The organism is Mycobacterium sp. NGS57, from assembly GCF_059812405.1.
This window is the reverse complement of sequence record NZ_JCALCP010000008.1, coordinates 183,863-210,376: the sequence shown is the minus strand read 5'-3', so window position 1 is coordinate 210,376 and position 26,514 is coordinate 183,863. Positions and strand designations below refer to the sequence as shown.

The following is a 26,514-nucleotide window of genomic DNA, read 5'->3' as shown; positions in this document are numbered from 1 at the left end:
TCCGCGCCGGCGACCCGCAGGTGCTCGGAGGCGGGCCCGATCGTCACCGTCATCCCGCAGACCGGGTCGACGGCCTCGCCCGGCGCGTCGGGAACGGCGGTGCGGCCCAGATCGCCGCCGCGAATGCCGGCGACGAGTTCGGCGGCGATCGACACCGCGATCTCGGCCGGGGTCTTGGCACCGATGGACAATCCGACCGGGGTGTGGATGCGGGCCCGCTCGGCATCGGACAGTTCGAGCTGCCCCAGAATCGAGGCGCCGCGCACCCTGCTGGCCACCAGACCGATGTATCCGACGCCGTGATCGATTGCCGCGCGGACGATTTCGGCCTCCGGTCCGCCGTGGCTGGCGATCACGACCGCGGTGGCGGCGGCGTCGGACGGGTCGGCGTCACCGTCCTTGCGTTCGACGTCGTAGCCCAGCACCGCGCACAGTTGGGCCAGCGCGTCGGCGATCGGGGTGGCGCCGTGGATGCGGATCAGCGGCGCCGGCAGCTGCGGGGTCAAAAAGATCTCCAGCGATCCGCCCGACAGGCAGGGGTTGACGACGACACACGCACCGGGGGCCTCCGGGAAGTGCACGTCGCCGTCGGGGAGCACGCGCAGCAGCACGCTTTCGCCCGCCTGCAGCGCGCCCAACCCCGCCTTGCGCACGGAGTGCTGCGCGCACTGGCCACCGACGAAACCCTCGATCGTGCCGTCCGCCAACACGATTGCCTCGTCGCCGGGGAAGGACGAGGTGGGCGGCTGGGCACGCACCACCGTCGCGTGCACGAACGGCGTCCGCGCCGCCAACAGCTGCTCAGCCCGCTCCCGAATGGTCATGGCTAGATCGGTGGCCGCGCTCTGCCCTGCATGGCCTCCCACACCCGAGACGGCGTCAGCGGCATGTCGGCGTGGCGAACCCCGAACGGCGCCAACGCATCCACCACCGCGTTCACCACGGCCGGCGGCGACCCCACGGTCGCCGATTCGCCGATGCCCTTCGCGCCGATCGGGTGGTGCGGCGACGGCGTCACGGTGTGCCCGGTCTCCAGGTGCGGTACCTCGAGCGCGGTCGGAATCAGGTAGTCCATCAGCGATCCGCCCAGGCAGTTGCCGTCGTCGTCGAACGCGATCATCTCCATCAGCGCCATCCCGATGCCGTCGACGATACCGCCGTGCACCTGGCCCTCGATGATCATCGGGTTGATCCGCGTGCCGCAGTCGTCGACGGCCAAAAAGCGCCGCACCTTGACCACCGCGGTACCCGGGTCCACGTCCACCACACAGAAATACGCGCCGTAGGGGTAGGTCAGGTTCTCCGGGTTGTAGCAGACCTCGGCGTCCAGCCCGCCCTCGATGCCCTCGGGCAGGTCGCCGGCGCCGTGCGCGCGCATCGCGATGTCGGCGATGGTCACCGACGCCGACGGGTCGCCCTTGACGTGGAAGGTGCCCTTCTCCCACTCCAGGTCGGCGACGGAAACCTCGAGCATGCCCGACGCGATGATCTTCGCCTTGTCGCGGACCTTGCGGGCGACCAGCGCCGCCGCCCCGCCCGACACCGGGGTGGAGCGGCTGCCGTAAGTGCCCAGCCCGAACGGGGTCTGGTCGGTGTCGCCGTGCACCACCTCGATGTCGTCGGGCGGGATGCCCAGCTCCTCGGCCACGATCTGCGCAAACGTCGTCTCATGGCCCTGGCCCTGGCTCTGCACCGACAGCCGCACAACGGCTTTGCCCGTCGGGTGCACCCGCAGCTCGCAGCCGTCGGCCATGCCCAGGCCCAGGATGTCCATGTCCTTGCGCGGCCCGGCGCCGACGGCCTCGGTGAAAAAGGACATGCCGATGCCCATCAGCTCGCCGCGCGCGCGCCGCTCCTTTTGCTCGGCGCGCAGCGCGTCGTAGCCGATCATGTCCATGGCCTTGCGCATGGTGGCCTCGTAGTCACCCGAGTCGTAGGTCCAGCCGGTCTTGCTCCGGTACGGAAACTGCTCGGGCCGCAACAGGTTTCGCAGCCGCAGCTCGGCCGGGTCCATCTTCAGCTCGAAGGCCAGGCAGTCCACCAGCCGCTCGACGAGGTACACCGCCTCGGTGATCCGGAACGAGCACGCGTACGCCACCCCGCCGGGCGCCTTGTTGGTGTACACCGCGGTCTGGTGGCAGTAGGCGGCCTCGAGGTCGTAGCTGCCGGTGAACACCCCGAAGAACCCGGCCGGGTATTTGGTGGGCGCGGCCTGGCCGTTGAACGCGCCGTGGTCGGCCAGCACATTGGTGCGTACCGCCAGGATTTTGCCGTCGGCGGTGGCGGCGATCTCACCGACCATGATGTAGTCGCGCGCGAAGCTGGTCGACGTCAGGTTCTCGCTGCGGTCCTCCATCCACTTCACCGGCTTGCCCAGCAGCAACGAGCCGACGATCGCGCACACGTAGCCCGGATAGATCGGCACCTTGTTGCCGAAGCCACCGCCGATGTCGGGCGAGATGACCCGGATCTTGTGCTCGGGCAGGCCGGCGACCAACGCGTACAGGGTGCGGTGGGCGTGCGGTGCCTGCGAGGTGGTCCACAACGTCAGCTTCCCGGTCACCGGGTCCAAATCGGCTACGGCGCCGCAGGTTTCCATCGGTGCGGGGTGCACCCGCGGGTAGACGATCTCCTGCTTGACGACGACGTCCGCCCGGGCGAACACCGCCTCGGTGGCGGCCGCGTCGCCGGTCTCCCAGTCGAAGATGTGGTTGTCGGTCTTGCCGTCGAGGTCGCTGCGGATCACCGGCGCCGACGGGTCGAGCGCCGCGCGGACGTCGACGACGGGGTCCAGCGGGTCGTAGTCGACGTCGATCAACTCCAGCGCGTCGCGGGCGGAATAGCGGTCCTCGGCGACGACGAACGCCACCTCCTGGCCCTGGAAGCGCACCTTGTCGGTGGCCAGCACGGCCTGCACGTCGCCTGCCAGCGTCGGCATCCAGGCCAGGCCCTTGTCGGCCAGGTCCGCGCCGGTCACGACGGCCTTGACCTTCGGATGCGCAAGGGCCGCAGTCACGTCGATGCCCGCGATGCGGGCGTGCGCGTACGGCGAGCGCAGGATGGCCAGGTGCAGCATGCCGGGCAGCGCGACGTCGTCGACGTAGATGCCGCGCCCGCGGATGAAGCGCGGGTCCTCCTTGCGCAGCATCCGGCCGTGGCCGCACGGCTTCTGGTCGTTGTCGGCGGTGTCTTCGGGTGAGGGCGGACGGGATTCGATGGTGGTCATGACGTGACCTCCGCCCCGCTGTGCTGCGCGGCCCACTGAATGGAGCGCACGATCGTGGTGTATCCGGTGCAGCGGCAGATCTGCCCGGAGATCGCCTCCCGGATGGTCTCCTCGTCGGGGTCGGGGTCGCGGTCCAGAAGCGCGCGGGCGGTGATCATCATGCCCGGCGTGCAGAAGCCGCATTGCAGGCCGTGACAGCGCATGAACCCCTCCTGGATCGGATCCAGGGATCCGTCAGCCCCCGCCAGTCCCTCGACGGTGCGCACGCTGTGGCCCGAGGCCATCACGGCCAGCATCGTGCACGACTTCACCGGCACCCCGTCGACGTCGACCACACACGTTCCGCAGTTGCTGGTGTCGCAGCCCCAGTGGGTTCCGGTGAGCCGCAACTGATCCCGCAGGAAGTGCACCAGCAGCATCCGCGGTTCGACGTCGGCGCTCACCTGCTCGCCGTTGACGGTCAGGTTCACCTGCATGGTGTCAGTTCCCTTCCGACTTGGGCGTGTCGCGCACACGCTCGGCGGCACTGCGCAACGTGCGGATGGTCAGCTCGGCGGCCAGATGCCGCTTGTACTCGGCGGTGCCACGGACATCGGTGACCGGCTCGCAGGCCTCCGCGGCGCGGCGGCCCGCCGCGGCGAAGGTTTCCTCGGTGGCCGGCCGGCCGACCAGGTCGGCGGCCAGTTCGGCCAGCGCGCCCGGGTCGGGGTTGACCGCCGTCAGGCCCACGCGCGCGGCGGCGATCGCATCGCCGTCCAGCGTGAGGCTCGCACCCGCCGCCGTCACCGCCCAGTCGCCGACGCGGCGCTCCACCTTGGCGTAGGCGCTGGAGGTGTTGAGCCGCACCGGGATTCGGGCCTCGACGAGGATCTCGTTGTGCGCCAGGGTGGTCTCGTAGGGGCCGGCGACGAACTCGTCGATCGGGATCTCGCGTTCCCCCGACGGGCCGCGGGCCAGGCACGTCGCGCCCAGCACGGTGCAGACCGTCACCAGGTCCTCGGCCGGGTCCGCCTGGCACAACGAGCCGCCCAGGGTGCCGCGGTTGCGGACCACCGGGTCGGCGATCACCCGTTCGGCGTCGCGGAAGATCGGGCACACCGCGGCCAGGGTGTCGGACTCGAGGATCTCGCGGTGCCGGGTCATGGCGCCCACGCGCACCAGGGTCGGATCGGTGATCACGTAGCCGAGCTCGGGTGCCAGGTCGTTGATGTCGACGAGGTACTCCGGGTTGGCGATGCGCAGCTTCATCATCGGCAGCAGGCTGTGCCCGCCGGCGATCACCCGCGCGCCCTCGCCCAGCCGATCCAGCAGCCCGACGGCGTGATCGACGCTGGTTGCACGTTCGTATTCGAAGGGTCCCGGTACTTGCATTGCAGCAGTGTCAGCCGCTGCCCAACACGCGTCAATAGCGAGTTAAGTAATCGTTTAAGTCGCTCTTGACGTGGGTGTCGTGGTGGATCCGCCCGGCCGTCTCGGTCAGCGGGCGGCCCCCGCCGCCCCAGCGCTTGGCGATGATGTCGGCGGCAATCGACACCGCGGTCTCCTCGGGGGTGCGGGCGCCGAGATCCAGCCCGATGGGGCTGTACAACCGGCCCAGCTCGGCATCGGTCAGCCCCGCGGCCCGCAGCCGGGTCATCCGGTCGTCGTGGGTGCGCCGCGATCCCATCGCCCCCACGTAGCCGACCCGGGGCAGCCGCAGCGCCACCTCGAGCACCGGGACGTCGAACTTCGGGTCGTGGGTGAGCACGCAGATCACCGTGCTCTCGTCGACGGCGCCGGCCTGCGCCTGCGCGGCGAGGTAGCGGTGCGGCCAGTCGACGACGACGCGGTCGGCCGTCGGGAAGCGCACCGGCGTGGCGAACAGCGCGCGGGCGTCGCACACGGTGACCCGATAGCCGAGCAGCGAGCCCTGCTGCGCCAGGGCGGCGGCGAAGTCGATGGCGCCGAACACCAGCATCCGCGGGCGCGGTGCGTAGCTGGACACGAAGACCTCCATGCCCTCGCCCAGCCGCTGCCCGTCGGGCCCGTACTCGAGGACCTCGCTGCGGCCCACCGCCAGCAGGCCGCGCGCGTCGTCGGCGACCGCGGCGTCGGCGCGCGCCGAGCCCAGCGAACCGGCCGTCCCGTCCGGCCGGATGACGAGACGCCGCCCGACCCACGCCGCGTCGGGGTGCGCGATGACGGTCGCGACCGCCACCGGGCGGTGCTCGCCGACGTCGTCGGCGACCGCGCCGAGTTCGGGAAACGTCGCCCGCGACAGCGACTCGACGAAGACGTCGATGACGCCGCCGCACGTCAGCCCGACGGCGAACGCGTCGTCGTCGCTGACACCGTAGCGTTCCAGCCGCGGCGTCCCGGTCTTGGCGACCTCGGCGGCCAGGTCGTAGACCGCGCCCTCCACGCAGCCGCCCGACACCGACCCCGTCACCGAGCCGTCGGGCGCCACCACCAGCGAGGCGCCCGGCGGCCGCGGCGCGGACCGGAAGGTCCGCACCACCGTGCCGAGGCCCGCGGTGTTCCCGGCACGCCAGATCGCCATCAGCTCGGCAAGCACGTCGCGCACGCATTAAACGTAAGCTCATGGCGTGACTCCGGCTCAACTTCGGGCCTATTCGGCGGTGGTGCGGTTGGGTTCGGTGCGGGCCGCCGCCGCGGAACTGGGTGTTTCCGACGCCGGGGTGTCGATGCTCGTGGCGGCGCTGCGCAAGGAGCTCGACGACCCGCTGTTCACCCGGACGGGCGCGGGCCTGGCGTTCACGCCCGGCGGGCTGCGGCTGGCCAGCCGCGCGGTCGAAATCCTGGGCCTGCAGCAACAAACCGCGATCGAGGTCACCGAGGCCGCCCACGGGCGCCGGTTGCTGCGCATCGCGGCGTCCAGCGCGTTCGCCGAGCACGCCGCGCCCGGGCTGATCGAGCTGTTCTCGTCGCGGGCCGACGACCTGTCGGTGGAGCTGAGCGTGCATCCCACGGGCCGGTTCCGCGACCTGATCGCCTCGCGTGCGGTGGACATCGCGATCGGACCGGCCGCCGACAACGGGGCGAACCCGGCCGGCCACGACGACGCGATATTCGTGCGGCCGTTTCTGAGATACCAGATCATCGCCGTGGTGGCGCCGAACAGCCCACTGGCCGCGGGGGTTCCGGCCCCGGCGCTGTTGCGGCAGCAGCAGTGGATGCTCGGCCCGGCCGCGGGCGGCCCAGTCTTTGGTGACGGCGAGATCGCAAACATGTTGCGCGACTTGGCGATTCCGGAGTCGCAGCAGCGGATCTTTCAGAGCGACGCCGCCGCGCTCGAAGAGGTGCAGCGCGTGGGCGGTGTCGCGCTGACGATCGGTTTCGCCGTCGCCAAGGACCTGGCGGCCGGGCGGCTGGCGCATGTGACCGGCCCGGGGCTGGACCGCTCGGGCGAGTGGTGTGCGTCGACGCTGGCGCCGTCGGCGCGCCAGCCCGCGGTGTCCGAGCTGGTCCGCTTCATCACCACGCCGCGATGCACGCAGGCGATGATCCGCGGCTCCGGTGTCGGGGTGACGCGGTTCCGCCCGAAGGTGCACGTCACGCTGTGGAGCTGATGCCGTTACCAGGCCCGTGACAGGTCGGCATGCCGGCGGACCCAGGCGTGCATGGCGATCCCGGCGGCGACGCCGGCGTTGATGCTGCGCGTCGAACCGAACTGGGCGATCGACACCGTCAGCGCCGCGCCGGACCGAATGTCGTCGGTGATGCCGGGCCCTTCCTGACCGAACACCAGCAGGCACTCGCGCGGCAGCGCGGTCTCTTCCAGCCGCGCGGCGCCCGGGACATTGTCGACCGCGATCACGGTCAGGCCGGCGGCCGCCGCGAAGGCGAGCAATTCGGCGGTGCTGTCGTGGTGACACAGCCGCTGGTAGCGGTCGGTGACCATGGCGCCGCGACGATTCCAGCGCCGGCGCCCCACGATGTGCACGGTGTCGACCGCGAACGCGTTGGCGGTGCGCACCACCGAGCCGATGTTGGCGTCGTGGCCGAAGTTCTCGATGGCCACGTGCAGCGGGTGGCGGCGCCGGTCGATGTCGGCGATGATCGCCTCCCGCGTCCAATACCGGTAGGCGTCGACGACGTTGCGAGAATCGCCGTCGCGCAACAGGTTCGGGTCATACCGCGGGTCGCCGGGCGGCTCTCCCGGCCAGGGCCCGACGCCGCCGGCCGTCGTCCCCCATTCGGTGGGCCCCGGTTCGCTCACCGCTGCGTCCACACGCCGGCGTGGGTGCCGTCGACCGCCACGGTCGCATACAGCAGCGCGTCGTTGATCTCCCCCTGGGTGCACAGCGACGCGTTGACGTGGACCGAATCCAGCGACGCGTCGGGCAGGATCAGCACCGACGACCCGTACGCCGCGCAAGCCGGGTTCAGCCCGCGGCCGGGTTGTGTCGGCGACGCGAGCAGCATCATCGGCCCGCCGCGCGCGGCGGAGTCGTCGCGGTACCGGGCCGCCACCGCGTCGGCCTGCAGGCCCAGGAGCATGTAGCCGTTGCCGTTGAACGCGGCGGGGTCGCCGAGCTGGGCCTTGGTCACCGGCGCGCCGTCGGCGCGCCAGGCCGACAGGTTGACGGTCCTGACCACCAGGCCGGTGTCGTTGGCGTTGGTCGGCGGCAGCCCCACCGGGAACGCCGCCGGGTACGCCGCCGAGGTGTTGGGGATCCGGTCGCGCGGCGAGTAGGCGTACACGCCGCGGACCTGGCTTCGATCCTTCAGCGGCCCAAGGCAAACCGTGCCCGTGAGCCGGTCCGGCGGAGCGGTCAGCGGGTGCTGGATGTCGCGCACGGACGTCATCGCTTCATCACAGCTGCCCAGGGCGTTCGACTCCATCGGGTGCGCCAGCGCGCCGTAGAGCCCGAACCGAATGTCCTCGGGCCTGGCGTGTCCCCCATGCGGATCCGCCGGCGACGCGTCAATGTCGGCCAGCACGTAGTCGCCGCCCCAGCGCAGGTTCGACACCGAGACGTTCCAGCCCAGCAGCGCCAGCGACTCCCCGAGCCGCGCACCCTGCGCGCCGTAGGGGCCCGCCGCGCCGTGCGATCCCGAGCAGCCGGTCAGGAAAAGGGCCACGCAGGCCGCCAGCGCAACGAAAATCCGCACGGCTATGACGGGCTCTAGCCCAGCCCCAGATCGGCCAGACCGAGCACGCTGCGGTAGGCCAACCCCTCGGCCTCGATGGCCTCGGCGGCGCCGGTGGCGCGGTCCACCACGGTGGCCACCCCGACCACCTCGCCGCCCGCCTCCTGCACCGCGCGCACCGCGGTCAGCGCCGAGGCGCCGGTGGTGCTGGTGTCCTCCACGACCAGGGCCCGCCGGCCGGCAACCTCGCAGCCCTCGATGAGGCGTTGCAGCCCATGGGTTTTCGCCGATTTGCGCACGACGAACGCGTCAATGGGCCGCCCGGGCGCGTGCATGACGGCCGTCGCCACCGGGTCGGCGCCCAGGGTCAGGCCGCCGACGAGCGCGTAGTCCCAGTCGCCGGTGAGGTCGCGCATCAGCCTCCCGATCAACGCGGAGGCGCGGTGGTGCAGGGTGGCGCGGCGCAGGTCGACGTAGTAGTCGGCCTCCTTGCCCGACGACAGCGTCACCCGCCCATGCACCACGGACAGCCGCCGCACCAGCTCGGCCAGCTCCTCGCGGGGGGCAAGCTCGTCGAGCGGCATCACCGCTGGTATTTGGTGGCCTGATGGCCGTTGCGCCCGGTCGGCGGCGGGCGGCGGACGGCGTCGCCCTGATCGCGGCGCACCGGCTCGGGGTTGCGGCGGGGCGCCTGAACGTCGGAGCCGAGCAAACCGGACACGTCCTGCTGCGGCCGCCGGGACGGCAACTCGACGCGGCCGGCGGGCGCCAGCGGGCGGCTCGGCGCCGCGCTGCGAACGGCGGCCGGCGCTCCGGCCTCCGCGGCGGGTTCCTGAGGCACCGGCGGCAACACCCGCAACAGGTCGTTGAACTGGCGCACGGTGCGCAGGCCTTCGTCCCACTGGGCGCGTGTGCTGGACATCGGCATGGCGACCAGCGTCCAGTTCTGCTCGTTCCACATGATCTCGGCGCAGTCGGGCGCGGTGTGCGCGAAGGTGACCATGCGGCGGTCGCAGGCCCGGCGCGCCGCGTCGAGGTTGGTCGAGTACACCATCCGCGGACCGATCGCGCCCAGCAGCCAAATGTCGCTCTCCCGTGGCTCTTTGAGCCCCTTGAGGCGCAGGTCGACGACGACGTTGGTGCCCACCTTGCGGTGCAGCGCGATCACGGTCGCGACTTCCTCGACGTCGAAGATGTAGACCGCCTCGCCGCGGATCTGGCCCAGCACGACGTTGTGGGCGGGGACGTCGCCCACCGTCGAGATCACGCCGCGCTTCCAGCGCTTGAGGACGTCGGTGGACTCACGCTCGTAGTCGAATCCGTGCGACCGCGCCCACGATCTGCGCCGCCTGCTGCGCCCGCGCCGCCGATCGATGTCGACGTACAGCAGCACCCCGGCGCCGACAAAGCACAGCGCGGAGAGCGTGAACCAAAGGGGGACCATCCCACACAGGGTATCTGCTGTTGCGCCGGAATGAAGAAACCGACCAGGTCACAACCCCGTCACAGGACGTGACGGGGTGCCACCATCTGGCTCAGCCGAGGATCAGCGCGTCGCCGTCCGGGCTGACGTTGACCGGCACGGTGTCGCCGTCGTGCACGTCGCCGGCGAGCAGCAGCTTGGCCAGCTGGTCGCCGATCGCCTGCTGCACCAACCGGCGCAGCGGCCGGGCGCCGTACACGGGGTCGAACCCGCGCTGCGCCAGCCACTTCTTGGCCGGCAGCGACACCTCGAGCGTGAGCCGGCGCTGGGCCAGCCGCTTCTGCAGCTGGGCCAACTGGATGTCGACGATGGCCACCAGCTCACCGGGCTCGAGGCCGTGGAAGATGATGACGTCGTCGAGCCGGTTGATGAACTCCGGCTTGAACGCCGACCGCACGGCGGCCATCACCTGCTCCTCGGTGCCACCCGATCCCAGGTTGGACGTCAGGATCAGGATCGTGTTGCGGAAGTCGACCGTGCGGCCCTGCCCGTCGGTGAGCCGGCCCTCGTCGAGCACCTGCAACAGCACGTCGAACACGTCCGGGTGCGCTTTCTCGATCTCGTCGAACAGGATCACCGTGTACGGGCGCCGCCGCACCGCCTCGGTCAGCTGACCGCCCTGGTCGTAGCCGATGTAGCCGGGCGGGGCGCCGACCAGCCGGGCCACCGAGTGCTTCTCGCCGTATTCGCTCATGTCGATGCGGACCATCGCGCGTTCGTCGTCGAACAGGAACTCCGCCAGCGCCTTGGCCAGCTCGGTCTTGCCGACACCGGTCGGGCCGAGGAACATGAACGATCCGGTCGGCCGGTTGGGGTCGGCGACCCCGGCCCGGGCACGCCGCACGGCGTCGGACACCGCCGTCACCGCCTCCTTCTGACCGATGACGCGCTTGCCCAGCTCGTCCTCCATCCGCAGCAGCTTGGCGGTCTCGCCCTCGAGCATCCGGCCGGCCGGAATGCCGGTCCACGCGGACACCACGTCGGCGATGTCGTCGGGGCCGACCTCCTCCTTGAGCATCACGTTCTCGCGGGCTGCGCCGCCGTCGGCGGCCAAAGGCACTGCGGCGTCGAGCTTCTTCTCCACCTCGGGGATGCGGCCGTAGCGCAGCTCGGCGGCCTTGGCCAGGTCGCCGTCGCGCTCGGCGCGATCGGACTCGCCGCGCAGCACCTCGAGCTGTTCCTTGAGCTCGCGCACGACGTCGATCGCGTTCTTCTCGTTCTGCCAGCGGGTGGTGAGCTCGGCCAGTTCTTCCTTTTTGTCGGCCAGCTCGGAGCGCAGCTTCTCCAGCCGCTCCTTGGACGCCTCGTCCTCCTCCTTGGCCAGCGCCATCTCCTCGATCTCGAGGCGGCGCACCAGCCGTTCGACCTCGTCGATCTCGACGGGCCGCGAGTCGATTTCCATCTTCAGCCGGCTGGCGGCCTCGTCGACCAGGTCGATGGCCTTGTCCGGCAGGAACCGCGCGGTGATGTAGCGGTCGCTCAAGGTGGCCGCGGCGACCAGCGCGGAGTCGGTGATGCGCACGCCGTGGTGCACCTCGTAGCGGTCCTTCAGCCCGCGCAGGATGCCGACGGTGTCCTCCACCGACGGCTCGCCGACGAACACCTGCTGGAAGCGGCGCTCCAGCGCGGCGTCCTTCTCGATGTACTTGCGGTACTCGTCGAGCGTGGTGGCGCCCACCAGCCGCAGCTCACCGCGGGCCAGCATCGGCTTGATCATGTTGCCGGCGTCCATCGCGCCCTCGCCGGTCGCGCCGGCCCCGACGATGGTGTGCAGCTCGTCGATGAACGTGATGATCTGCCCGGCCGAATTCTTGATGTCGTCGAGCACGGCCTTGAGCCGCTCCTCGAACTCGCCGCGATACTTCGCACCGGCCACCATCGAGCCGAGGTCCAGGGCGACGACGGTCTTGTCGCGCAGGCTCTCGGGCACGTCGCCGGCCACGATGCGCTGGGCCAGGCCCTCCACGATCGCGGTCTTGCCGACACCGGGCTCGCCGATGAGCACCGGGTTGTTCTTGGTGCGCCGGGACAGCACCTGCACGACGCGGCGAATCTCGTTGTCGCGCCCGATGACCGGGTCGAGCTTGCCCTCTTTTGCGCGGGCGGTCAGGTCGGTGGAGTACTTCTCCAGCGCCTGATAGGTGCCCTCCGGGTCGGCGCTGGTGACGCGCGCGCTGCCGCGCACCTTGACGAACGCCTCCCGCAGCGCCTGCGGGGACGCGCCGTGGCCGGTCAGCAGCTTGGCGACGTCGGAGTCGCCGGTGGCCAGGCCCACCATCAGGTGCTCGGTGGAGACGTACTCGTCGTCCATCTCGGTGGCCAGCTGCTGGGCGGTGGTGATGGCGGCCAGCGATTCGCGCGACAGCTGCGGTTGCGAGCTGGCGCCGCTGGCCTGGGGCAGTTGGTCGAGGATCCGCTGCGTTTCGGCGCGGATGGTGGCGGGCTCGACGCCGACGGCCTCCAGCAGCGGCGCGGCGATCCCGTCGTTCTGCGTCAGCAGCGCCAACAGCAGATGGGCCGGCCTGATCTCCGGGTTGCCGGCTGCCGAGGCGGCCTGCAGGGCCGACGTGAGCGCGGCCTGCGTCTTGGTTGTCGGATTGAACGAGTCCACGACGTGCCTCCATCGAGGTTAGAAACGGGGTAAGAGAAAATGCTTGTCGCGTTGTTCAACGCCGTCAAGGTTGAGTCTGTTCCGCTCAACCCTGACGAATTTTCACGTACCCGCGCGGGGTTAGAAGGACGCCCCGTTCTTCCCGTTGGTGCCGTAGAACAGCCCCGCGGTGCCCCCGATGCCGGGAATCCCGGCACCAAACGCAGTTCCGCCGGTGCCGCCGTTGCCGATGAAGCCGAGGGCGTTGCCGCCGTTACCGCCATGGCCGTCCAGAGCCGGCGTCGTGGAAAAGCCGCCGGCGCCGCCGTTGCCCCCGGCTCCGGCGAGGCCGCCACCCGGGCCGCCGTTGCCGCCGTTCCCGGCCTTGCCGAACCCAAGGCCGCCGACGCCGCCGTTGCCGCCGGGGCTCAGCAGGCCGCCGCCCCCGCCGTCGCCGCCGTCCCCGGCGATCGCGCCCAAACCGGGTTGACTTTGGGTGTTGCCGCCGTTGCCGCCATCGCCGCCGATGCCGACCAGGTAACCGCCGTGGCCGCCGGCACCGCCCTTGCCGCCGCTGCCCCCGCCGGCGTCGGCGTAGCCGCCGTTGCCGCCGTCGCCGCCGTGGCCGAACAGCACACCCGAACCGCCCACGCCGCCCATCGCGCCGCTCACACCGTTCAGGCCGTTACCGCCGGCCCCACCGTTACCACCGGCGCCATACAGCACGCCGCCCATGCCGCCGTTGCCGCCCCCGGTGGGCAGCACGCCGCCCGCGCCGTTGAAGCCGGGCCCGCCGTTGCCGCCGTTGCCCCAGAGGCCGGCCGCGCCCCCGTTGCCGCCGGCCGAGGTGGCGGTGCCTTGTCCGCCGTTGCCGCCGTTGCCGAACAGAAATCCGCCCGCCGAGCCGTTCTGTCCCGGCGCGCCGTTGGCGCCATTGCCGATCAGCGGGCGGTTGAACAGGGCCATGGTGGGCGCATTCACCACGTTCAGCAGATTCTGTTCGAAGCTGCCGAGCCCACTCAGCAGGACCTGTTGCACATTGACGTTCTCGGCGCTGGCGTAGGAGGCCGCGCCCCCGCTCATCAGCTGCACGAATTGGTCGTGAAACGCGGTGGCCTCGGCGCTGATGGCCTGATACGCCTGGCCGTGCGCCCCGAAGAACGACGCGACGGCCGCCGACACCTCGTCGGCCGCCGCCGGCAGCACGCCCGCTATGGATGACGCCGCGGCGGAGTTTGCCGCGCTGATCGTGGAGCCGAGATTCGCCAAATCCGAGGCTGCCGCCACAACGAATTCGGGCGCCGCGACCACATACGACATTCCATACCTCCGCATTTAGCGTGAACAAAAGTCATTTGGTACTGAAAACGGGCGATACGGGGATGATAGGCAAAAGTCAACGTTTGGCATAACCGTTTCAGGACGATTACCTGGGCCCACCTCCCCGCCCGGCGGGGCTGGCGTGACGCTCGGGGCTGATGGGGTTTGTGGAGCGGGGGCCGTCTTCCGGCGCGAGCCTAGAATCGGGGCCCGTGAGCCTCGAGGACCGGGACGCGTTGCGGGTGCTGCGCGACGCCTTCCGGCCGGACGGGCCGGGGGCGCCGCTGGTCCACCGCTTCTATACCGATTGGTTTGCCCTCGACGTCACGGTGCGCGACCTGTTTCCCCCCGAAATGGACGGCCAGCGGGCCGCTTTCGCGCACGCCCTGCACTGGGTGTACGAGCAGCTGGTGGCGCAGCGCGCCGCAGAGCCGGTGGCCTTCCTCGCCCAGCTCGGCCGGGATCACCGCAAATACGGGGTCCAGGCGGGCCACTACGACACGCTGCACCGCGCGCTGTACGCGGCCTTGCGCGCGCACGTCGGCGACGGGTGGACGGCCGCCGTCGACGCCGCGGCCGGCCAGTCGCTCAACCTGATCACCGGGGTGATGAGCGGGGCGGCCGACGCCGAGGAGGGCCCCGCCTGGTGGGACGGCACGGTCATCGAGCACATGCGGGTTTCGCGCGACCTCGCGGTGGTGCGGTTGCGGCCGGACCGGCCGATGCCCTACCACCCGGGCCAGTACGTCAACGTGCAGGTGCCGCAGTGCCCGCGCCGCTGGCGCTATCTGTCCCCCGCGATCCCGGCCGACCCGGCCGGCGTCGAGTTCCACGTCCGCCAGGTGCCGGGCGGCCTGGTCAGCACCGCGATCGTCGACGAAACCCGCCCCGGCGACCGGTGGCGGCTGTCCAGCCCGCACGGCGGCCTGCGGGTCGACCGCGACGGCGGGGACGTGCTGATGGTCGCCGGCAGCACCGGCCTGGCGCCGCTGCGGGCGCTGATCATGGACCTTTGCCGCTACGCGGTGAACCCGCGGGTGCACCTGTTCTTCGGCGCCCGCTACCGCTGCGAGCTCTACGACCTGCCCACCCTGTGGCAGGTCGCCCAGCACAACCCGTGGCTGTCGGTGTCGCCGGTGGCCGAGTACGGCCGCGACCCGTCGTGGGCCGCCGACTATCCCGACGCGACGCCCCCACGGGGGCTGCACGTGTGCCAGACCGGCCGACTGCCCGATGTGGTGACCAAATACGGCGGCTGGGGCGACCGGCAGATCCTGATCTGCGGCGGCCCGGACATGGTCCGCGCGACCAGGGCCGCCCTGATCGCCAAAGGGGCCCCGCCCGAGCGCATTCAGCACGACCCGCTATCGAGCTAATCAGGAGGCAGGCATGCGCGTGGTCACCCTGCGCGACCCGGCGGCACCGGTGGCGGCGCAGTTCGTGCCCGGGGCGGGCATGGTCGGCACCTCCCTGACCGACGCCGGCACCGAGCTGCTCGGGCAGCGGCGCGGCCTGGAAGCCTACCTGTCGGCGGCCAAGACGATGGGAATGCCGATCCTGTACCCGTGGGCAAACCGGTTGGGCGCCAACACCTATACCGCGCAGGGCGTGACGGTGTCCCTGACCCCGGGCGACAACCGGGTGCGCGCCGACCCCAACGGGCTGCCCATCCACGGCACCCTGGCCGCCTACCCCGGGTGGCGGGTCGCCACGGAGACCGACAACGAGCTGACCGCCGAGCTCGATTTCGCCGCCGACCCCACGCTGCTGGCGGCGTTCCCGTACCGGCACGTGCTGACGGTGGCCGTGCGGCTGGCCGACCGGGCCCTGACGGTGCGCACCACCGTCACCGCGACCGGCGACACGGCGGTCCCGCTGTGCTTCGGGTTCCATCCCTACCTGCACCTGCCGGACACGCCCCGCGCCGAGTGGGTCCTCGAGACGCCGGCGCTGCGCCATCTGCGCCTCGACGAGCGAGGGTTGCCCACCGGCGAATCGGAACCATGGCCGGCGCGCGAGGAAGCGTTGGGCGACAACGCCTTTGACGACGCCTACGACCAGGTGGCCGATGGCGCGGTGTTCGCGGTGTCCGGTGGCGGCGAAAAAAGCAGGCGCATGGAGGTGCGCTTCGAGCGGGGGTACCCCGCGGCGCAGATCTTCGCACCGCACGAAGACAGCGTGGTCTGCTTCGAGCCGATGACCGCCCCGACCGACGCGCTGCGCCGCGGCGGCTACCGGTGCGCGCGCCCCGGGGAGCCGGCGGTCGCGGCGTTCTCCATCCGGGTCTGATCACGAATCGCGCCGATCCGGCGTGTGACGGCCTGACCACGTTTTAAGGTGGTGCATCTGGCTGCCCGCCAGGAGGGACGGGGCCGCCACTGCGGCGGTCGCCTGGGTCCAGTTGGGACGCGTGATGAGTTTCGTTGTCTTACCGCCGGAGCTCAATTCGTGGCAGATATTCGTCGGCGCGGGTTCGGAACCGATGCTGTCGGCCGCGGTCGCGTGGGACGCGCTGGCCGCCGAGCTGAGTTCGGCCGCGACCTCGTTTTCGGCGTTGACCTGGGGCGTGGCCGGTTCGGCGTGGCAGGGCGCGTCGTCCAAGGCGATGGCGGCCGCCGCCGCGCCCTACCTGGGCTGGCTGCAGGCGGCGGCGGACGGCGCCGAGGAGACGGCCGCGCAGGCCCGGCTGGCCGCCGCCGCGTTCGAAGCGGCGCAGGCGGCCACCGTCAGCCCGGCGGTCATCGCGGCCAACCGCACCCGGCTGGTGTGGCTGGCGCTCTCGAACCTGCTCGGGCAAAACGCCCCCGCGATCGCGGCGGCCGAGGCGGAGTACGAGCAGATGTGGGCCCAGGACGTGGCCGCGATGTTCGGCTATCACGCCGGGGCTTCGGCAGCGGTGTCGGCGCTGACGCCGTTCGACCAGCCGCTGCAGGCGCTGGCCGGCCTGCAGCGGACCGCCGACACCCTGGGCAACCGGGGCGTGGGCAACATCGGGCTGGGCAACCTCGGCAACTTCAACATCGGCTTCGGCAATTCCGGTCCGGGGGCGTTGACCGCGGGGCTGAACAACATCGGGTTCGGCAACACCGGCAGCGGCAACATCGGCATCGGCAACACCGGCAACAACAACGTCGGCTTCGGCAACACCGGCAACGGCAACCACGGCATCGGGCTCAACGGCACCGGACTGTCCGGTTTCGGCGGCTGGAACTCGGGCACCGGCAACGTCGGGCTGTTCAACTCCGGCACCGGCAACGTCGGCATCGGCAACTCGGGAACCGGCAACTGGGGCATCGGCAACTCGGGCAACAGCTACAACACCGGCATCGGCAACTCGGGCGAGGCCAACACGGGCCTGTTCAACACCGGCATCGCCAACACGGGCATCGCCAACTCCGGCAACTACAACACCGGTAGCTTCAACCCGGGCAACAGCAACACCGGCGACTTCAACCTGGGCAAGTACAACACCGGCTACTTCAACAGCGGCAACTACAACACCGGCATCGGCAACTCGGGCAACGTCGACACCGGCGTCCTCATCTCGGGCAACTACAGCAACGGGTTCTTGTGGCGGGGCGACAATCAGGGCCAGTTCTTCGGGCAGGGTCCCGGCTACGGCAACACGACCACCATCCCGTCGTCGGGCTTCTTCAACAGCGGAACCGGCGCCGCGTCGGGCGTCTTCAACTTCGGCGCCAACAACTCCGGCTTCTTCAACACCTCCCTGGGCGTGATCGGGAACTCGGGTTTCGGCAACACCGGCGTGCTGGAGTCGGGCCTGATCAACTCGGGCAACACCGTGTCGGGCGTCCTCAACACGAGCCTGGCGGGGGTGGGGACCGCGGGCTTCGTCTCGGGCGTGTTCAACACCGGGACCAACCTGTCGGGCTTCTTCCAGGGCCCGACGACGTTCAACCTCGGCCTCGCCAACGACGGTGTCGGCAACATCCTCGCCAACGCCAACGTCGGCAGCTACAACATCCTGGGTAGCGGAAACCTCGGCAGCCACAACATCTTCGGCAGCGCCAACGTCGGCAGCGACAACATCTTCGCCAGTGGAAACCTGGGCAGCGGCAACATCTTCGGCAGCGGCAACATCGGCAGCCAGAACACCGGCAGCGCCAACATCGGCTCCTTCAACTTCGGTTTTTCAAACCTCGGCAGCTACAACGTCGGCTTCGCCAACGCCGGCAGCTACAACCGCGGGTTCGCCAACGCCGGCGGCAACAACATAGGCTTCGCCAACAGCGGCAGCGGAAACATCGGCATCGGCCTGTCCGGAAACGGCCAGATCGGTTTCGGCGCACTGAATTCCGGCGTCGGCAACACCGGGCTGTTCAACTCGGGCACCAACAACATCGGGCTGTTCAACTCGGGCACCGGCAACGTCGGAATCGGAAACGCCGGCATCGGCAACTGGGGCGGGGGCAACCCGGGCACCGGCAACACCGGCCTCGGCAACGCGGGCACCTACAACACCGGGCTGCTCAACGTCGGAAACTTCAACACCGGCTGGGCCAACCCGGGCAGCTACAACACCGGCGGCTTCAACGTCGGCAACACCAACACCGGCAGCTTCAACGTCGGCAACACCAACACCGGCGATTACAACCCCGGCAACATCAACACCGGCTTCTTCAACACCGGCGACGTCAACACCGGCGCGTTCGATTCGGGCAGCTTCAACAACGGCTTCTTCGTCTCGGGCAACAACGAGGGCCAGGTCGCGATCGACCTGTCCTACACCACCCCGTACGTCCCGATCGACGTGCACATGGACTACCCGGTGAACGAGGTAATGACCTTGGGCGGCATGACCATTCCGGTCACCCAGCCCCAGACGGTATTCCCGCGGACCTACTACCTGGGCGGACTGTTCTACGTCGGCCCCATCAACCTCACCGCCTCTTACCTCACCGTTCCCACGGTGACGCTGGCCATCGGCGGCCCGAACGTCAGCATCCCCCTCGACATCGTCGGCGCGCTGGAGAGCCGCACCATCACCTTCCTCAACATTCCCGCGGCGCCCGGCCTGGGGAACTCGACCACCAGCCCGTCCTCGGGTTTCTTCAACTCCGGACCCGGCGGCACGTCGGGGTTCGGGAACTTCGGCGCCGGCATGTCGGGAATGTGGAACAGTGGGCTGGCCAACGCAATTGGGAACTCGGGCTTCCAGAATTTCGGCTCGCTGGAGTCGGGCTGGGCGAACCTGGGCAACAGCGTGTCGGGCTTTTTCAACACCAGCACGGCCAACCTGTCGACGGTGGCCGACGTCTCGGGGCTGTACAACATCGGCACCGGCCTGTCGGGCGCATTCAGCGGCAACGCCGGCACCGTCTTCAACGCGGGCCTGGCCAACGTCGGCCACCTCAACCTCGGCAGCGGCAACATCGGCGACTTCAACGTCGGCAGCGGCAACATCGGCAGCTCCAACTTCGGCAGCGGCAACATCGGCGGCCTCAACATCGGCAGCGGCAACATCGGCAGCTTCAACTTCGGCTTCGGTAACGCCGGCCCGGGACTGACGGCCGCGCTGCACGACATCGGCCTCGGCAACACCGGCTCGCACAACTTCGGCTTCGGCAACACCGGCGACGGCAACATCGGCTTCGGCAACACCGGCAACAACAACATCGGCATCGGACTCACGGGCGACAACCAGCGCGGCTTCGGCGGATTCAATTCCGGCAGCGGCAATATCGGCTTCTTCAACTCCGGCACCAACAACATCGGCATCGGCAACTCGGGCAGCGACAACGTCGGTATCGGCAACTCGGGCAGCTTCAACACCGGCGCCGGCAACGCCGGCAACGTCAACACCGGCCTGTTCAACGCCGGCTCCGTCAACACCGGCATCGCCAACGTCGGCTCCTACAACACCGGGATGTTCAACGCCGGCAACACCAACACCGGCATCGCCAACCAGGGCAACTACGACACCGGCGCCTACAACACCGGCAACCTGAGCACCGGCTTCGCCACTCAGGGCAACATCGACACCGGCGCCTTCATGACCGGCAACATGGCCAACGGGTTCTTCTGGCGCGGCGATGAGCAGGGCCTCGGGGGCGCCACCTACGTGATCCACGTGCCCCAGATTCCCGGGCACGCCACGGTGACGGCCCCCATCAACATTCCCATCACCGCCGGCTTCACCAGCACCCTCTACAGCGGCATCACCCTGCAGCAGATCCCGTTCGGGCTGACGATCAACATCGGGCTGCCGCTCTTCACGGGCACGGTGAATTCGCTTACGCTGCCGCCGATCACGGCGACCGGGCCCGCGGTCACGTTCAACATCGGCGACCCCGGCGGCACCACGCTGGTCTCGATCCCCGCCACGTTCACCATCGGCCCGGTCGACTGGACGCTGTTCAACATCCCCAGCGGCACCGGCTTTTTCAACACCACCGCCAACCCGTCGTCGGGGTTCTTCAACGGCGGCACCGGGAGCCTGTCGGGCATCTCCAACATCGGGGCCAACCTGTCGGGCTTCGCCAACACCGGTTCCGGGCTGTCGGGCTTCGTCAACTACGGCGCGCTGCAATCCGGGCTGGCGAACCTGGGCAACACGGTGTCGGGCCTGTTCAACACGGGCATCGGGACACCCGCCAATCTCTCGGGCGTCTACAACGTGGGCAGCAACCTGGCGGGCGCGTTCTACAGCCAGCTGCCGGGGACGTCGACGTCGACGTTCAACATCGGCCTGGGCAACGTCGGCCACAACAACATCGGCTTCGGCAACGTCGGGGACAACAACATCGGCTTCGGCAACGTCGGCAGCTACAACCTGGGCAGCGGCAACCACGGCATGTTCAACGCCGGTTCCGGCAACACCGGCAGCTACAACCTCGGTCCCGGAAACCTGGGCAGCTACAACATCGGCGCGGGCAACCTGGGCAGCTTCAACGTCGGCTTCGCCAACGCAGGCGACTCCAACCAGGGCTTCGCCAACACGGGAAACTTCAACCGCGGCCTGGCCAATACCGGCGACTACGACGCGGGCATCGGGCTCACCGGCGACCGCCAGCAGGGGTTCGGCGGCTGGAACTCGGGCACCGACAACAGCGGCCTGTTCAACTCGGGCAGCGGCAACAGCGGCCTGTTCAACTCGGGCACGTCCAACACCGGGATCGGGAACTCGGGCTCCGGCAACTGGGGCATCGGCAACACCGGCATTACCAACACCGGCCTGTTCAACTCCGGTTCCGTCAACACCGGAATGTTCAACTCCGGCAACCTCAACACCGGCGTCGGCAACGCCGGCAGCTACAACTCCGGCAGCTTCAACACCGGCAGCTTCAACACCGGCGACCTCAACGCGGGCGCCTACAACACCGGCTACCTGAACACCGGCAACTTCGACACCGGCCTGGCCAACTCGGGCAACGTCGACACCGGCGCTTTCATCGGCGGCAACTTCAGCAACGGGTTTTTGTGGCGGGGCGACTACCAGGGGCTCTGGAGCGCGAACTCCAGCAGCATCATTCCCGACACCGCCATCCCGGTACACGTGGATGTGCCCATCTCCCTTGACATCCCGGTCACCGGCAGGCTGGGTGTCGTCAACATCCAGGGGTTCCGGATCCCGTCGCTCACCGTCGACCTGCAGATCGTCGGCTTCGGTTTCACCGCGGTCACGGTCAGCCCGATCAACATCCCCAGCATCTCGATCGCGCTGCCCGCCATCGGCGGCAACATCGGCACCGGCCCCGGACCGCTGATCCACATCATCGGCGACGGCGGGCTGCTGCCGATCACCATCCCGCTGCTGAACACCCCTGGCGGGCCGGGCTTTTGGAACACGACCACCAGCCCGTCGTCGGGGTTCTTCAACTCCGGCCCCGGCAGCGGGTCGGGCTTCGGGAACGTCGGCGGGAACCTCTCCGGGTTCTTCAACCTGGGTTCGGGCATGTCGGGGCTGTCGGGCTACGAGAACTTCGGCGAGCTGGTGTCGGGCCTGTCCAACTTCGGCAACAGCGTGTCGGGTTTCTTCAACACCAGCGCGCTGGGGCTGTCGATGCCCGCCAACATCTCGGGCCTGGAGAACATCGGCTCCAACATCTCGGGGCTGTTCAACAACAACCCGATCGTCAACGCGGGCTTCGCGAACATCGGACTCGGCAACGTCGGGGGCGGCAACACCGGCAACGCCAACTTCGGCTTCGGCAACCTCGGCAACGCCAACGTGGGCGACGGCAACCTCGGCAGCTCCAACTTCGGCAGCGGCAACCTCGGGCTGGGCAACGCCGGCTTCGGCAACCTCGGCAACGCCAACAGCGGCTGGGGCAACCTGGGCAACTACAACGTCGGCTTCGGCAACCTGGGCGACTACAACCACGGCTTCGGCAACGCCGGCGTCAACAACATCGGATTCGGCAACACCGGCAGCAACAACATCGGCATCGGCCTGTCCGGCAACGGCCAAATCGGTTTCGGCGCGTGGAATTCCGGTGCCGGAAACACCGGCCTGTTCAACTCCGGCACCGACAACGTCGGCTTCTTCAACTCGGGCACCGGCAACGTCGGGATCGGCAACTCCGGCACCGGCAACTCCGGCCTGTTCAACTCGGGTGTCGCCAACACCGGCATCGCCAACGCCGGCACCGGCAACTGGGGGATGGCCAACCCCGGCACCGGCAACACCGGCGTCGGCAACGTCGGCACCTACAACACCGGCGCCTACAACACCGGCAGCACCAACACGGGCGTCGGCAACCCGGGCGACTACAACACCGGCAGCTTCAACACGGGCGAGGTCAACACCGGCGACTTCAACACGGGCAACTACAACACCGGCGAGTTCAACTCCGGCAACTACAACACCGGCGTGGGCAACTCCGGCAACGTCGACACCGGCGCGTTCATCGCGGGCAACTACGACAACGGCATGTTGTGGCGCGGCGACTACCAGGGCCTGTGGGGCGCCCACGCCGAGATCGACATCCCGCAGTTCCCGGTCCTGACCTACGACATCAACATCCCGATCAACATCCCCATCCACTTCAACCTGGGGACCCTCGGGCTCAGCGGCTTCACCATCCCGGCCCTCACGCTGAACGCGTTGTCCATCACCAACTTCAGCCTCGGGCCCATCACGGTCCCGACCATCACCGGCACGCTGCCGATCGTGGACGTCACCATCGGCGGGCCGACCACCTCGATCCCGATCTCCATCCGCAGCGGCGCCGGCGCCATCAACATCCCGCTCTTCGACATCCCCGCCGCCCCCGGCTTCGGCAACTCGACCACCACCCCGTCGTCGGGATTCTTCAACTCCGGCACCGGCACCGCGTCGGGCTTCGGCAACCTCGGCGGCAACAACTCGGGGTTGTGGAACAGCACCCTGACCGCGCTCGGCAGCTCGGGCATGCAGAATTTCGGCTCGCTGCAATCGGGCTGGGCGAACCTGGGCAACACCGTGTCGGGCTTCTTCAACACCAGCACGGCCAATCTGGCCACGCCGGCGCACATTTCGGGCCTGCACAACGCCGGCACCGACCTGGCCGGCGCGTTCGCCGGCAGCAACGGGACGGTCTTCAACGTCGGCCTGGCCGACCTCGGGCAGCTGAACCTGGGCTTCGGCAACATCGGCGATCTCAACCTCGGCAGCGGCAACCTGGGCAGCTCCAACTTCGGATTCGGCAACGTCGGCAGCTTCAACATCGGCAGCGGCAACATCGGCAGCTCCAACTTCGGGTTCGGGAACGCCGGTGCCGGGCTGACGGCCGCGCTGCACAACATCGGCATCGGCAACACCGGCTCGCACAACGTCGGCTTCGGCAACACCGGCGACGGCAACTTCGGCTTCGGCAACACCGGCAACGGAAACATCGGGATCGGGCTGAGCGGCAACAACCAGATCGGGCTGGGCCCGCTGAACACCGGCATCGCCAACATGGGCCTGTTCAACGTGGGCGACCACAACGTCGGGCTGGCCAACGCGGGCAATTTCAACCAGGGACTGGCCAACACCGGCAACAACAACATCGGCGTGTTCAACTCCGGCTCGGGCAACGTGGGCATCGGGCTCACCGGCGACGGACTGGTCGGGTTCGGCTCGCTGAACTCGGGGCTGGCCAACACCGGCTTCTTCAACTCGGGGGTCTCGAACACCGGGCTGTTCAACTCCGGCACCGGCAACATCGGGCTGTTCAACTCCGGCACCGGCAACGTCGGGATCGGCAACATGGGCACCGGCGGCATGGGCATCGGGCTGTCCGGCGTCAACCAGGTGGGCATCGGCGGCACGAACTCGGGCAGCTTCAACGTCGGCCTGTTCAACTCGGGCACCGGCAACGTCGGCATCGGCAACTCCGGCACCGGCAACTGGGGCATCGGGAACTCGGGCAGCCACAACACCGGCATCGGCAACTCGGGCACGTTCAACACGGGCCTCTTCAACACCGGCACCTTCAACGCCGGCGTCGCCAACCCGGGCAACTACAACACGGGGCTGTTCAACATCGGCAACTTCAACACCGGCGCCGCCAACCCCGGCAACTACAACACCGGCAGCTACAACACCGGCGACTACAACACCGGCATGGCCAACGCCGGCAACCTCGACACCGGCGCCTTCAACACGGGCAGCATGGACAACGGCTACTTCTGGCGCGCCGACAGCCGCGGCCTGCTGTCGGCCAACTACACGATCACGGTCAAGGAGATCCCGGCCTTCCTCAACGTCGACATCCCGATCAACATCCCCGTCAGGGGCACGATCACCGACGTCAACATCCCCGCGCTCACCATCCCGGCGATCCCCGCGAGCGGGACGGTCGACCTGGCGATCGTCAAGGGCACCGTCTTCGCCCCCATCGGCCCGATCACCATCCACGGCGGCGACGCCAACGCCCCGTCGAGCACGCCCATCGTCATCGACTTCGGCGCCCAGCCCGCGATCAACATCAACATCGGCGCCCCCGACGGCTCGACGGTCATCCACATCGTCGGCACCGGCGGCTTCGGGCCGGTGATCGTCCCGCTCGTCAACGTGCCGGCGATGCCGGGGCTGTTCAACACCACGCTCAACCCGTCGTCGGGTTTGCTCAACTGGGGCGCCGGGCCGTCGTCGGGCTTCGGCAACTTCGGCCCCTACAACTCCGGGTTCCTCAACTACGCCCTTGGGGCCCTTGGAAATTCGGGCTTCCAGAACTACGGTTCGCTGCAATCCGGGCTGGCCAACCTCGGCAACACCATCTCCGGGCTGTTCAACACCGGCACCGGGACGCCGGCCAACATCTCCGGCTTCGACAACGTCGGCACCAACCTGGCCGGCTGGTTCCAGGACGGCGTCAACCAGACGACGAGCTTCAACGTGGGCCTGGCCGACCACGGGTTCTACAACCTCGGCGGCGCCAACTTCGGCAGCTTCAACCTGGGCGGCGGCAACCTCGGCAGCTTCAACCTGGGCGCCGGCAACCTCGGCGACTACAACGTCGGCGGCGGCAACGTCGGCGGCAACAACATCGGGTTCGGCAACTTCGGCAGCGGCAACATCGGCTTCGGGAACGTCGGCCCGGGCCTGACGGCGGCCCTGCAGAACCTCGGATTCGGCAACACCGGCAGCTTCAACGTCGGCTTCGGCAACACCGGCAACGGCAACATCGGCTTCGGCAACACCGGCAACGGCAACATCGGCATCGGCCTGTCCGGTGACACCCTGACCGGGTTCGGCGGCTGGAACTCCGGCAGCGGCAACATCGGGTTGTTCAACTCGGGCACCGACAACATCGGATTCTTCAACTCCGGCAACGCAAACTGGGGCATCGGCAACGCCGGCAGCTACAACACCGGGATCGGCAACACCGGCAGCACCAACACCGGCCTGTTCAACACCGGACTGGTCAACACCGGCATCGGCAACGCGGGCAACGTCAACACGGGCTTCTTCAACGTGGGCAACGTCAACACCGGCAGCTTCAACCCGGGCAACTACAACTCCGGCGACTTCAACTCCGGCAACTACAACACCGGCTACTTCAACACCGGCGACTCCAACACGGGCATCGGGAACTCCGGCAACGTCGACACCGGCGCCTTCATTTCCGGCAGCTACAGCAACGGCCTCTTCTGGCGGGGCGACTACCAGGGTCTGGGCGGCTTCTCCTACTCCACCACCATTCCCGAAATCCCTTGGCACTACGACGTCAAGTCCGACATCGAGATCCCGATCCAGGGCACCATCAACGCCGTCACCCAGGACCTGTTCACCATCTCGCAGTTCCCGATCCCGATCAGCCTCGAGACGACGATCTGCCTGCTCTACATCCCGTTCGTCGGGTGCGTGCTGCCGGTCTCGTTCACGGTGCCGATCACCACCGTCAACGTCGGCCCGTACACGATCGGTTCGAGCCAGATCAACCCGCAGACCCCGATCGACATGATGGTCACGCAGAACATCGACTTCCCCGGCAACGGAACCCTGGGCCCGTTCACCTTCGGCTTCGACTGGCAGCCGGGCCCCGGGTTCTTCAACACGACGACGACCCCGTCGTCGGGCTTCTTCAACTCCGGGTCCGGCGGCGCGTCGGGCTTCCTCAACGACGCCGGCGGGGCCGTGTCGGGCTTCGCCAACAGGTTCGCCGAGGAGTCCGGGCTGTTCAACAGCCTCGGCCAAGGGATTTCGGGCCTGCAGAACGTCGGGACGCTGGAGTCGGGCTGGGCGAACTTCGGCAACTTCATGTCGGGCTTCTACAACACGACCATGCTCAACCTGGCGACGCAGGCCTTCGTCTCCGGCCTGGCGAACTACGGCAGCCAGCTCTCCGGACTGTTCAACGCCACGCCGTAGCG

At 69.0% G+C, this 26,514-nt stretch carries 14 protein-coding genes and 1 pseudogene; 4 read left to right on the top strand and 11 right to left on the bottom strand.

The annotated features are described in order from the left end of the window. Positions 1–71: 71 nt before the first annotated feature. From AC5Y43_RS17010 to AC5Y43_RS16990, 5 genes and pseudogenes are all read right to left on the bottom strand, one after another. Positions 72–824 (bottom strand): annotated as a pseudogene (locus AC5Y43_RS17010) (XdhC family protein); the annotation flags it as partial. 2 nt (positions 825–826) lie between these two features. Beyond that, complete coding sequence (locus tag AC5Y43_RS17005; protein ID WP_499974307.1) at positions 827–3,226, bottom strand: aerobic carbon-monoxide dehydrogenase large subunit; 2,400 nt, start codon at positions 3,224–3,226, stop codon at positions 827–829. Then, positions 3,223–3,702, bottom strand: a complete 480-nt coding sequence (locus AC5Y43_RS17000; protein WP_499974306.1) for a (2Fe-2S)-binding protein — start codon at positions 3,700–3,702, stop codon at positions 3,223–3,225. Before AC5Y43_RS17000 ends, AC5Y43_RS17005 begins: the two co-directional genes overlap by 4 nt. Before the next feature lie 4 nt (positions 3,703–3,706). After that, positions 3,707–4,597 (bottom strand): FAD binding domain-containing protein, encoded by an 891-nt coding sequence (locus tag AC5Y43_RS16995; RefSeq protein ID WP_499974304.1) that lies wholly within the window; start codon positions 4,595–4,597, stop codon positions 3,707–3,709. 31 nt (positions 4,598–4,628) lie between these two features. Further along, complete coding sequence (locus tag AC5Y43_RS16990) at positions 4,629–5,789, bottom strand: XdhC family protein (RefSeq protein ID WP_499974303.1); 1,161 nt, start codon at positions 5,787–5,789, stop codon at positions 4,629–4,631. Between the two features lie 22 nt (positions 5,790–5,811). Here AC5Y43_RS16990 and AC5Y43_RS16985 point away from each other — a divergent pair, with 22 nt between their 5' ends. Further along, a complete protein-coding gene (locus tag AC5Y43_RS16985) occupies positions 5,812–6,795 on the top strand; it encodes a LysR family transcriptional regulator (RefSeq protein WP_499974302.1) in 984 nt (327 codons plus the stop codon). A gap of 5 nt (positions 6,796–6,800) precedes the next feature. On the opposite strand, the gene AC5Y43_RS16980 is transcribed toward AC5Y43_RS16985, so the two are convergent. The 6 genes from AC5Y43_RS16980 to AC5Y43_RS16955 form a co-directional block, all read right to left on the bottom strand. Continuing rightward, positions 6,801–7,445 carry a TrmH family RNA methyltransferase gene (locus AC5Y43_RS16980; protein ID WP_499974300.1) on the bottom strand — a complete coding sequence of 215 codons (645 nt, stop codon included), beginning with the start codon at positions 7,443–7,445 and terminating at the stop codon, positions 6,801–6,803. Continuing rightward, positions 7,442–8,341, bottom strand: a complete 900-nt coding sequence (locus AC5Y43_RS16975; protein WP_499974299.1) for a hypothetical protein — start codon at positions 8,339–8,341, stop codon at positions 7,442–7,444. The genes AC5Y43_RS16980 and AC5Y43_RS16975 overlap by 4 nt, the downstream gene beginning before the upstream one ends. 14 nt (positions 8,342–8,355) lie before the next feature. Continuing rightward, positions 8,356–8,904 (bottom strand): orotate phosphoribosyltransferase, encoded by a 549-nt coding sequence (gene pyrE, locus AC5Y43_RS16970; protein WP_499974298.1) that lies wholly within the window; start codon positions 8,902–8,904, stop codon positions 8,356–8,358. Then, entirely contained in the window at positions 8,904–9,764 is an 861-nt protein-coding gene (ttfA, locus tag AC5Y43_RS16965) for a trehalose monomycolate transport factor TtfA (protein WP_499974296.1), read from the bottom strand. Before ttfA ends, pyrE begins: the two co-directional genes overlap by 1 nt. Before the next feature lie 91 nt (positions 9,765–9,855). Then, the gene (gene clpB / locus AC5Y43_RS16960; RefSeq protein ID WP_499974294.1) at positions 9,856–12,414 is read right to left on the bottom strand and encodes an ATP-dependent chaperone ClpB; all 2,559 of its coding nucleotides are present in this window, start codon (positions 12,412–12,414) and stop codon (positions 9,856–9,858) included. A 120-nt stretch (positions 12,415–12,534) separates the two neighbouring features. Continuing rightward, the gene (locus AC5Y43_RS16955; protein ID WP_499974292.1) at positions 12,535–13,713 is read right to left on the bottom strand and encodes a PE family protein; all 1,179 of its coding nucleotides are present in this window, start codon (positions 13,711–13,713) and stop codon (positions 12,535–12,537) included. 212 nt (positions 13,714–13,925) lie between these two features. Between AC5Y43_RS16955 and AC5Y43_RS16950 the strand changes: the two genes are divergently transcribed. From AC5Y43_RS16950 to AC5Y43_RS16940, 3 genes are all read left to right on the top strand, one after another. Next, positions 13,926–15,089, top strand: coding sequence for an FAD-binding oxidoreductase (locus AC5Y43_RS16950; protein ID WP_499974289.1), 1,164 nt, complete (start codon positions 13,926–13,928; stop codon positions 15,087–15,089). Positions 15,090–15,102: 13 nt separating this feature from the next. After that, positions 15,103–16,002 (top strand): aldose 1-epimerase, encoded by a 900-nt coding sequence (locus AC5Y43_RS16945; protein WP_499974287.1) that lies wholly within the window; start codon positions 15,103–15,105, stop codon positions 16,000–16,002. A gap of 124 nt (positions 16,003–16,126) precedes the next feature. Continuing rightward, entirely contained in the window at positions 16,127–26,512 is a 10,386-nt protein-coding gene (locus AC5Y43_RS16940) for a PPE domain-containing protein (protein WP_499974286.1), read from the top strand. The last annotated feature ends 2 nt before the right edge of the window (positions 26,513–26,514 follow it).

Coding starts and splice junctions, on each gene's coding strand:
- AC5Y43_RS16940 (WP_499974286.1), top strand. CDS start 16,127: ATGAGTTTCGTTGTCTTACCGCCGGAGCTCAATTCGTGGCAGATATTC.
- AC5Y43_RS16955 (WP_499974292.1), bottom strand. CDS start 13,713: ATGTCGTATGTGGTCGCGGCGCCCGAATTCGTTGTGGCGGCAGCCTCG.
- AC5Y43_RS17000 (WP_499974306.1), bottom strand. CDS start 3,702: ATGCAGGTGAACCTGACCGTCAACGGCGAGCAGGTGAGCGCCGACGTC.
- AC5Y43_RS17005 (WP_499974307.1), bottom strand. CDS start 3,226: ATGACCACCATCGAATCCCGTCCGCCCTCACCCGAAGACACCGCCGAC.
- AC5Y43_RS16995 (WP_499974304.1), bottom strand. CDS start 4,597: ATGCAAGTACCGGGACCCTTCGAATACGAACGTGCAACCAGCGTCGAT.
- ttfA (WP_499974296.1), bottom strand. CDS start 9,764: ATGGTCCCCCTTTGGTTCACGCTCTCCGCGCTGTGCTTTGTCGGCGCC.
- pyrE (WP_499974298.1), bottom strand. CDS start 8,904: ATGCCGCTCGACGAGCTTGCCCCCCGCGAGGAGCTGGCCGAGCTGGTG.
- AC5Y43_RS16945 (WP_499974287.1), top strand. CDS start 15,103: ATGCGCGTGGTCACCCTGCGCGACCCGGCGGCACCGGTGGCGGCGCAG.